6 protein-coding genes are annotated in these 10,520 nt (G+C 38.4%); all 6 read left to right on the plus strand.

Going from position 1 to position 10,520, the window contains the following annotated elements:
• Positions 1-175: 175 nt before the first annotated feature.
• The 6 genes from BY457_RS13100 (at position 176) to BY457_RS13130 (ending at position 10,049) form a co-directional block, all read left to right on the plus strand.
• Positions 176-712, plus strand: coding sequence for a family 43 glycosylhydrolase (locus BY457_RS13100; protein WP_258176732.1), 537 nt, complete (start codon positions 176-178; stop codon positions 710-712).
• Positions 713-1,076: 364 nt separating this feature from the next.
• Positions 1,077-5,234, plus strand: a complete 4,158-nt coding sequence (locus tag BY457_RS13105) for a hybrid sensor histidine kinase/response regulator transcription factor (protein ID WP_106153774.1) — start codon at positions 1,077-1,079, stop codon at positions 5,232-5,234.
• Between the two features lie 2,008 nt (positions 5,235-7,242).
• Positions 7,243-8,340 (plus strand): hypothetical protein, encoded by a 1,098-nt coding sequence (locus BY457_RS13115; protein ID WP_106153776.1) that lies wholly within the window; start codon positions 7,243-7,245, stop codon positions 8,338-8,340.
• Between the two features lie 272 nt (positions 8,341-8,612).
• A complete protein-coding gene (locus BY457_RS13120; protein WP_146130985.1) occupies positions 8,613-9,248 on the plus strand; it encodes a hypothetical protein in 636 nt (211 codons plus the stop codon).
• Between the two features lie 79 nt (positions 9,249-9,327).
• Entirely contained in the window at positions 9,328-9,648 is a 321-nt protein-coding gene (locus BY457_RS13125) for a nucleotidyltransferase domain-containing protein (protein WP_106153778.1), read from the plus strand.
• The gene (locus tag BY457_RS13130; RefSeq protein WP_106153779.1) at positions 9,645-10,049 is read left to right on the plus strand and encodes a HEPN domain-containing protein; all 405 of its coding nucleotides are present in this window, start codon (positions 9,645-9,647) and stop codon (positions 10,047-10,049) included. The genes BY457_RS13125 and BY457_RS13130 overlap by 4 nt, the downstream gene beginning before the upstream one ends.
• Positions 10,050-10,520 lie beyond the last annotated feature (471 nt).

Below are 10,520 nucleotides of genomic sequence, written 5' to 3' on the forward strand. Positions count from 1 at the left end.
AACAAATGATATATAAAAACAGGCTGAATGATAGTTTTCAGTCTGTTTTTTTTTGTTTAAAATTACCTCTGCCAGCCTATAATTTCCCGGAAACGCTTGTCATTGAGAGCGTAGGGAAGAAATCTCAATTATTTAACCGGGCACCAATGATCTGTAACATACATAATATAATATTGTGAAATTGTACCTCTCCACAGTTGCTTTATTGTTTTTTTCTATATCTTTTTCGCAACAGGTAAATCCCAATCCCTGGGTGATGGCAGCTGATACAGCAGCCGAAATTACTTACACAAATCCTGTGATTCCTGGTTTTTATCCTGATCCAAGTGTTTGCAGGGTAGGGGATGATTATTATTTGGTAAACAGCTCCTTTGAGTATTTCCCGGGAGTACCCGTTTTTCATAGTAAGGACCTGATAAACTGTGAGCAAATTGGACACTGTATTACCAGAAATGAGCAGATAAATGGTGAGGTCAACATTTTTGCGCCCACCATCAGGTTTTACAATGGTACTTTTTATTTGATTACCACGAATGTTGCTCATGGCGGGAATTTTTTCATGACTGCCAAAGACCCCGCAGGCCCATGGAGTAATGCTTTCTGGATGGATATGTCTGAAATAGATCCGGACCTGTTTATTGATGACAATGGGAAAGCCTCGCGGGTACCTGCTGTTTATGACTGGTTTGAATATGCAGCCATAAATGAATAAAACAATGGTTTTATATATAATAGTTCGTTAAACTTTTTCAAAGCTCTGGAAATTAAATCTTTAAGTTCAAATGAGTATTTTTGATAAAATGCAGAGTGCCAATGTTTTACGATTTTCTCTAATCTCTAACTTCTAAAATCTAACGATCTATTGATATAGTAATTTTTATTATTTTGTTACATTTATCCCGTTTTATTGACTTCGTCGATAGTTGAATATTGGGATAGATTATTTACGAATAATCAGGTAATGACGGCAGAAGCTCAATTTTAATGAAAGGAGTCCCTTTTGCTCGGGACGAGTTTCATCCGACCCTGGCAAATGAATTTTTTACTGGGGCAAGAGACTCTGATATAATGGCGTTATGAGGTATATGTTGCGAAAAGTATTGGTCAGTGCGATTTTATCTTTTTTTTGTTTGTTTCTGACAGGGCAAAGACTGGATCAGGCCGACTATAAATTTCGCCACCTCAATAGCTCGCATGGACTTTCCAACAATCAAATTTCATCCATTCATAAAGATCGTTTCGGATTTGTTTGGTTTGGCACTGTTTCCGGACTCAACAGATATGATGGTCACTCGTTTAAGACCTACAAGAATATTCCCGGAGACACCACAACCATACCGTTCAATAACGTTCAACGCATCTTTGAAGATCATCGGGGCTTTTTGTGGGTTTTTTCTCAGGACAATCAACTGACTATTTTTAATCCTTACAAAGATGTATTTTCTTCTGATTATGACCTGCTAACCCGGGAAGACCACATTCCTTCTGATTATATCTCTTCGCTGGTGGTTGACCGAGACTCCAATTTGTGGGTGACAACCAATCAGTACGGGGTTTTCAGAGTAGATGCCCAAACTGAAGAGATTGAGCGGTTTCATGAGTTGAGAGGGAACGAATATGATATAAGTAGTGATTTAGTTACGGATATTATTGTAGATACTGATTCTACAGTGATGATCGTGAATGCACAAGGGCGGGTGGAACGGTTGGACATCGAATCCGGTAACGTTGTCTCTTCCTATATGAGCAGGATTTTATCCGATGTTCCGGTGAGTGACTATTATTCTGTTTTTGTGGATCAAAGTGATAATCTCTGGATTTATTCGGAACAAAGTGATCTTGGATTATTCTATATGGATGTGTCAAATGGCAGAGAATTGCACTTTTCCGTAAATGATACCCGATACAACCTGGCCAGCAATATTGTAACCGGTATTCTGCAGGATGAGAAAGGCCATATCTGGGTTGGCACGGATCATGGAGGCTTGCAGATCATTGACAAAGCTGACTTTTCTGTGATTAATGTAAGAACAACAGAGGGTGCCTCCAATAGTTTGTCTCAAAACAGCATCACATCCCTGATCCGGGATAATTCCGGGACTATTTGGATCGGGACCTACAAAGAAGGGGTTAATTATTATCATCCCGATCTGTTTCAGTTTAAACTTTTTTCGCACAATCCCTTCCTCGAAGGAGGGCTTCCGGCCAATGACATTGATTGTTTTGCCGAAGATGAAAAAGGAAATCTTTACATCGGGACCAATGGAAAAGGACTGATCTACCATAATCGAAGCAATGGGGAATTCAGGGTATTCAGAGCAAAACCCTCAAATCCGGACTCTTTAAGCCATGATGTGGTAGTGAGTTTACTTTATGATTCAAAAAATCGCTTATGGGTGGGGACTTATTATGGTGGACTGAATTGTTATGAAAACGGGAAGTTTAAGAGGTACCTGCACGATCCTGATGATCCGGGATCTTTATCAGATAACCGAATCTGGAAGATCCTGGAAGATGCAGACGGTCGGATCTGGATTGGTACCCTGGGAGGTGGACTAGACCTTTTTGATGAGGCCAATAACCGGTTTTTGCATTACCGGGATGGGGACCTGAACTCTGTAAACTCTAATTTTATCCTGACAATGGAGGAGGATCGTGATGGAAATCTTTGGATTGGTACCTCTTACGGAGTGAATGTCTTGAACAAAAATACCGGTCGGTTTTCTCATATTGCTGCCAATCCGGGCAAGCAAAATGCTTTAAGTCACCATATTGTGTTATCTATACTCGAAGATCAACGCGGAATGATGTGGTTAGGAACCCGAAACGGATTGAATATGTACAATCCTGAAACAAAGGAGTTTCGATTGTTTCTGGAACGAGACGGATTGCCTGATAATAATATTCTCAACTTGCTTGAAGATGGTAGTGGTAATATATGGATGAGTACTTTAAATGGTCTTTCGAGGTTGGAAATGGTTACTTCGGAAGATGGGGTTGATTATTCCCTTAGCAACTTTGATCTTCTTGACGGTTTGCAGGGCCGTGAGTTTAATGAACATGCTGCCTTTAAAACTACCGACGGTGAGCTGATATTTGGGGGACCCGATGGATACAATTTGTTTGATCCTTCAAAGATTCAAAAGAGTACACGGATTCCTCAGATAAGAATTACAGGTTTGCGGCTTTTTAATAAGAAAGTTGGTATTGGAGAAAAAGTCGGCCGACATGTTATTCTCCGACGACCGCTGTTTCTTTCTGATACGCTTGAGTTAAAACATGACCAGAATGTGTTTTCGCTGGATTTCTCAGGTATGGGGTATTTTCATCCGGAGAAAATTAAATATCAGTATATCCTGGAAGGGTTTAATGAGGAATGGGTGACTGCCGATGCTCAAAACCCGCTGGCGACTTACACCAACCTGAATTACGGAACCTATCGGTTTCGTGTTCGCGGTCGGATAGGAGATGACGGGCCTTATGGAGAAGAGGCAGCATTAACAGTGGTCATTCAACCCCCGTTTTATGCAACTCAGTATGCTTATGGTGCTTATATTATATTGTTTGCGGGCTTAGTTGTTTTCTTTGGCTTTATCATAAGGCGTCGTGAGCGAATCAAATATCAACGTCAGAGTGAGTTGACAGAGCATAAGCGGATTCATGAGGTGGATGAAATGAAAATCCGGTTTTTCACAAATATCAGTCATGAGTTCAGAACCCCACTGACGTTGATTATTACCCCGCTGGAAAAGCTTATGCAGGAAGTGAAAGATACAGGCATCAGGGAACAGCTGAAGTTGGTGACGCGAAATGCCCGACGACTTTTGGGGCTGGTCAATCAATTGCTGGATTTTCGGAAGATGGAGGTTCAGGGAATTGTCCTCAGCAGAACCAGAAGCGATATTGTCGCTTTTGTGAAGGAGGTGGCCATTTCTTTTTCAGACCTGTTTGACACCAAATCCATTCGTTTTTCTATTTCTTCGAATGTTGATGCTCTGACCATGAGTTTTGACCCGGACAAAATGGAAAAAATTGTTTTCAATTTGTTGTCTAATGCTTTTAAGTTTTCTCAGGAGTATGGAGAAGTGAAGTTGAATATTGAGTATGCGGAGACTTCGGAGAAAAAAACAGGGAAAGTAATACGCATTGCTATTAGTGACAAAGGTATTGGAATCTCGTCTGAAAAGCAGGAGAAAATTTTTGATCGTTTCTTTCAGATTAGAAACGATGATAACCAGATTCCCGGTAGTGGCATCGGACTTGCCATCACACGGGAGTTTGTGCGCTTGCATGAAGGAGAAATTTTTCTGGATAGTCATCCCGGACAGGGAAGTACCTTTATTGTTGAATTACCTGTATCTCAGGATGAAGATACCGGGGTGGCATCAGGCAAAAATGCAGAAGTTTACAGTGTTCACGAAGGAGAAAAAGCCATCGAAGAGACGCAGGAAACCGGGAACAACGATAAACCGCTTTTGCTGATTATCGAGGACAATGAAGATTTGAGATTTTATCTTAAAGAAAACCTGCGTCGCAATTATCGCATTGTTGAGGCTGCAGATGGAGACAGCGGAATAGAAAAAGCCCGTACAGTTTTTCCGGATGTGATTATCAGTGACATCATGATGCCCGGAACTGATGGCGTGGAGTTATGCCGTATTCTGAAAAGTGAATCTAAAACGTCTCATATTCCCGTTATACTGCTCACAGCCAAGGTCTCTTCTGAGCAGGAAGCAGAAGGATTGGGTGCCGGAGCGGATGATTACATTACCAAGCCTTTCAATTATGAGGTGCTGGAGCTTAAAATCGGTAAACAAATCGAGATTCGCCGGCAGTTCCGGGCTAAACTCGAAAAGCAACATTTCGAAATAGAACCCGGTGAAATTGGCATAACTTCCCTGGATGAAAAATTCATAAATAAAGCAACGCGGTTTGTGGAGAAAAATATTGCCAACACCGATTTATCGGTGGAAATATTTAGTCGCGAAATGGGGGTCAGCCGCGGACATCTTTACAACAAAATCGTTTCTCTGACGGGAAAAACACCTACGGAATTTATTCGCATTATGCGACTGAAGCGAGGCGCCCAGTTGTTAGGCAAAAGTCAGCTCAATGTGGGTGAAGTGGCCTTTAAAGTTGGCTTTAATGATCCCAAATATTTCTCCCGCTATTTCAAAGAGGAGTTTGGCGTTTCTCCTTCTGAATATGTGAAGAGAATCGAAAAGAATGGGTGATTGACTTTTTGTTTTGTTGTTTTTCTTTGGTCATCTCAGCTTTGAAATAAAAGATTTTTAACTTCGCACCACTGCCATACCGGCAAGTATGGATGATTTGTGCTGTTTTCCAGCTGCTTTTTTTTTATTATGGTTTTCTTTTTTTAGAGCCGGGGCCTGAAGGGTTCCCATGTTTATAGAAGTCATGATAATAAAGAAACCGACGCTGAAGGTATTGAATGTTCTTCGATGAGAATTTGTTTATTCTCGTTGGCCCCTTTCAGGGACCTTATGTAACAGGATTCTTTTTACCCCGGATGGCATCCGGGGTTACTCAAATTTGCCCCTTTCAGGGACAGGAGTGATACCTTAATTGGATGAAAAATGGGTTTTATTGTTTTATTGTCAGGAGACGAGGGATGGAAAACCCTTCGTGTGTGAAACGATTAGGGTAGGGGGCTTTTTTCTTCTGTCTTCACTCTTCTGACTTTTTCTGTTGGCTTAGCCCAAAAGGAACAAAAGGTCAAGTCCGCTTAAACCTATCCTCCAGCGTCATCCAAAATTTCCGGCCGTTGCGCAAGACCTTAAAAATCGCCCATTTTGGCCTCCCGCCATCGCCGGCCCGGCAAGCAAACGGGGTCAGCGCGCTGTTTAAATTGTCGGGTTCGGCTATTCATAGTTGAATTCTTTTGAAAAGATGATTGCTGACAGTTCATTTGAGATTCTATTCTCTAACCTCCAACCTCAATCTCAGTCTCAACCTCAGCCTTAATCTCCGTCTTTTTCTCTACTTGTCTGCTCGCTTAATTCTGCTACTCCCTGTCATTCCCCCCACACCCTTCGGCTTCCGTCCCCCTCCGCGTCGTACCTGCTTCGATCCTGGGTCGTACCTGCTTCGATGCTTCTTCGATGCTTCTTCGACTGTTCTTCGACCTTATAAGGTCGAAGAACAGTCGAACAAAGGCCGAACAAGACCCGAACAAGGTACGAAGAAGACCCGATAAATGTGTAGTTATCTCATTGAAAATCAAATATTTGAAAATGCTTTTATTTAACAAAATATTAAACAGCATTTAGATTTTTGTGGTCATCAGGCTTCTTCCGGGTAGATTCAGGCACCTCCGTTGGCCGAAGAATGCCGAACAAATAGACGTACGAAAGCTGAATTTGTGATCTGGTGAGCATTGATCTAACTTTATGTAAGCGTCAGCTAATTTGCTGCATACTTCAGATACCCGAATATTCAAATTTTCAAGAGGCTCTTCCTTTATTGTTAATAATATTTTCTATTTTTAATGTTTTAAAGATAGAAGGGATTATTGTGTTGGTTATCAATGATAAATGCGGGACTTTCTTATGTGCTGACTTTCGATTATTAAAACTTGGCAAGATATAGATATTGCAGGTATGAATAATTAGTGCCCGTTTATAAAGTCGGGAAACTTTGCAAAAATTCATGTGTCTGGTCAGAAAGTGACAGTTGCAAGGCTTGCGACCGCGTGCCGCCTAAAGCTTTAGCGGTGGCGCAATCCGCCAAAAACGGAGTTTACTTGGGTAAATGAGTATTTTGGCGGCAAGCGTAACGACGCAAATGTTACTTTATGGACAGACACTAATTAATGGCCCCACAAAATTGGATGGATTCCGCCAACAGGATATGAGCGATAAATTGGGTATTAATTTCCGTAGCAATCAGAGCCTCGAAAGGGGAGACCCCAAACTTGACATTGATGCTTAGGGTGAATAGCTAAAAATGTTGAAATAGAATGTGTCAGGGGTGTTGAAATAAAGATCTGTTACTATAAATTGAGAGATTGAGCTACTTAAAAACAGAGAATACGTATCTACGGGAGAAGGTTGATCAATTGATGGAGATGATGGGGAAGTAGGATTTATAAATTAGTTTACATAAAAAGGTACACAATACTTCCATATAGGGATGTATAATGCAATTTTCAGCCAGATTAAAGCGGTATAACAGCAACTGGTGCTTTTATAAATTCGTTAGGGCAAATAAAAAACAAACAAAATGGACTACTTAAAAAAACTTTCGCCTCCTTTTACAAGCAAAGAAAATGAAACATATATAACTGAGCTAAAGAATAAATTTGAATTTTTTAATAAATATTTGATTGAAAGTGATTTTAATAGAATTCTATCATCTGAAGATTACTCCTCAATTTCAACAATATCAAAGAGTATTCTTGACGCAATTGAGGAATATTTACAAGGAAATTCAGGTAACGCATACAAAAAAATTGAGAATTTACTAACTACAGAATACAAACATTTGGAGAATATAACATACAATTTAAGCAATAAAAATCAATTGATTAGAATAAGAAAGTCAATTACTAACCTAAACAAAAGGAAGGATTTATTCCATATCCCATTTAACTTGAGGCAGAAGGTTGCTAAACAAAGATACTCAATTGAAGGATTACCATGTTTATATTTAGCAGCATCTTCATATGTTACCTGGCTTGAACTAAATAAACCAAGCTTCAATGAAATGTGGGTTTCAGCATTTAGACCAACTAAACAAATCCCAATACTTGACTTATCATACACATTAGGTAAACTTGAAAACGATTACAAAAAATCAATTCAAAAAGAATACACTATTGACAAATTGAAATTTTTCCCTTTTGTACTAGCGACTTCCTTTAGAGTTAAACACCTAAATGATTTTTTTCACGAAGAATACATTATTTCCGGAAAACTTTTGCAATGGGTTACTAACAATACTACTTTTAAAGGTATCCGTTACTTAAGTACAAAACTTGAATCTTACGAAAATCTCGAATTTTTATGGTGCGCTTCTAACTTCGTAATACCTCCAGTGAAGCCGAAAAAAGAAGAAGTTTATAATGAAATCTTAAAAAAATCATTCAAGACTACAGAACCTCAGAATTGTTCAGTATTAATAGCATATGGTAATGCGGGTGAAGTTGCAGCATACCATGCTAATGGAGATGAATTTGAAGAATTTACAAATGAGAATTTAAAGGCAGACAACAGTCTTAGCAAGAATATTGATGAATTAATTTTTAAAAACTATTTAATTTCAGACTTTTATAATATAGACGGATATTTAAGAGACAAGTTTACTCTAGACTATATATGATTTAAAAACTACTTGCCCTAACACTTAGCCTCCGATCAAGCGTTGCTTGCACACGCTTGATATTGGAGGCTCTGTTGAACTAAACAATTTCCCGGGGCCTCACCATAACGATTTGAGAAGCATGTGATTATCTATAGTGTTTTGAATCGGTTTTTGAGAGGTGTTTTAAACCGGTTTGAGGGATGTTTTTTCGCTCTTTGACATATAAAATCAGTAATGATCTTCTTATTTGAGGTCTTTTTTCATTGGGTTGCTCTATTAATGTCTTGTTTATGGCAGTAATACTAAATGTAAGAACTAGTTTAAAGTTTTTCGAATTGATTCAAAACTTTGCTCCGAAAAAGAAATTTGAACTATCAGAAGGAGAAATCAATAAGCGTTTACTTAAAGTCTATTTGCTTTTAAATCAAAACTATAATTGTGAGTTTAAATCAAGAGAAAGTTTGACTGAAATGATTGTTGCTAATTCCCTGATTCAGATGATTTATTCTGAAACTAATTGCATTTATTTGAGAATAGCAGAATTGATAAAATCATGTTTGTTTCTTGAATACTGTAATTTAAACCTACCTGAACATTATTTGAAATTCTTAAAGGAATATGGCGTTTCAGACTGGCAAGAATATGTAACTTATGTGCATCAAATCGGAATGTTGGTGCTAAAAAAAGGAATGGATTCAATACCTATAATCAGTATTCCCAAAAATGACAATATATATGAAAAGAAAGTAATGTTTTTTGATAAATTTTGCTTGTCAGAAGTTTATCAAAATGATGAAGATTATACTGAAATAAAGGCAAAACCTGTAATTAAAAATAGCAAAACTGAGGAGTATTATATAATCTTTGAACAATTCTTTCTGGAAAAAATGTATAAGAGCTTATGTAGACTTACCCCTTATGTTTGAGCTTTAAGAGACTTCTGTCCAAAAGTCTGCATTAATTTCAATAAAATTCTGTATTTTTGATTTTATAGGAAATGAGGATATGATAAACAACGATTCAAATACATTTTCAATTATTAAAGAGACTGCCAAAAGGATTGTTCCTGACTCTAGAGTTCTTCTCTTTGGATCTCGTGCTCGCCATGACAATAGCAGCGATAGCGATTATGATTTTGTTGTTATCACCAGAAAGACAATTGATGTTCGTCAAAAAAGAAATTTAAAATCACAATTGAGAAAAGAATTAGCAAAACATAAAATTCCGGCTGATATTCTCATTCATAGTGAAAGTGAGCTTAACTCAAAAAAGCGAATAACTGGACATATTCTTCGTCAAGCAGCTAGAGAAGGAGTTGATTTATGAATAAAGATACCAAAGATTTCATTAAACAATGGCTCATTAAAGCTAATGAGGATTTGTTAGTCGTTAAAAGACTTGTCGACTATGAAATTATTGCTACTTCATCTGCCTGTTTTCATTGCCAACAAGCTGTTGAGAAATTATTGAAAGCCTTTCTTATTGCTAACAATGTTGAGATTAAAAAGACACATAATATTGAGTTTCTTCTTTCCGAATGTTCAGATATTGATAAAGATTTTGCAAATATTGATCCCAAAGAGCTTAGCGACTTTGGAGTCGATGTTCGATATCCGGGAGACATGTATATTCCCGACGAAAGCGAGACAATAGAGTATCAGGAACTAGCTCTTGATATTAAGGCAATTGTGGAGAATAAAATCATTCAGATATTAGAGTCTAAATAATTACTGTTAGTGACAATTTCTATATTGCAGTGCGGGTTTCTGCAAAATTGTTGCCTTTGCCATTTCTCAATCGCTAGCATCGATCGACGCTACCGCTCTTCGAAATTCGCACTGACTCCCTGAACATAGCAAATGCATACAAGGTTACTACGGAAACCTGGGAGAGCCTCCCACCTCCATACGAAAGGCGATTAACCCGGATCATATTCTCCCTCCCATTTGGAGATTTTGCTTATTTCATTGGAGTTTGCTGTCTTTTGTGTTTTCCTTAGTCGTCTATTTTTGCCTCATTTCGCCCTGGATTCTGAAAACGGACTGGATTTTATTCTGACCTGATATAAGGTCTTGGAATAAAGCTCCAAGGTCCTTCTTGAAAGTATCCACCCCAGCAAAACCTTATTCCTGGAGTAATTTTTTATCAATAAATTGCGGCAAAAGTTCTTTGAAATTTTCGGCAGGTGTGATGTGGAT

Source organism: Marinilabilia salmonicolor, from assembly GCF_003003035.1.
Classification (GTDB): Bacteria; Bacteroidota; Bacteroidia; order Bacteroidales; family Marinilabiliaceae; genus Marinilabilia; species Marinilabilia salmonicolor_A.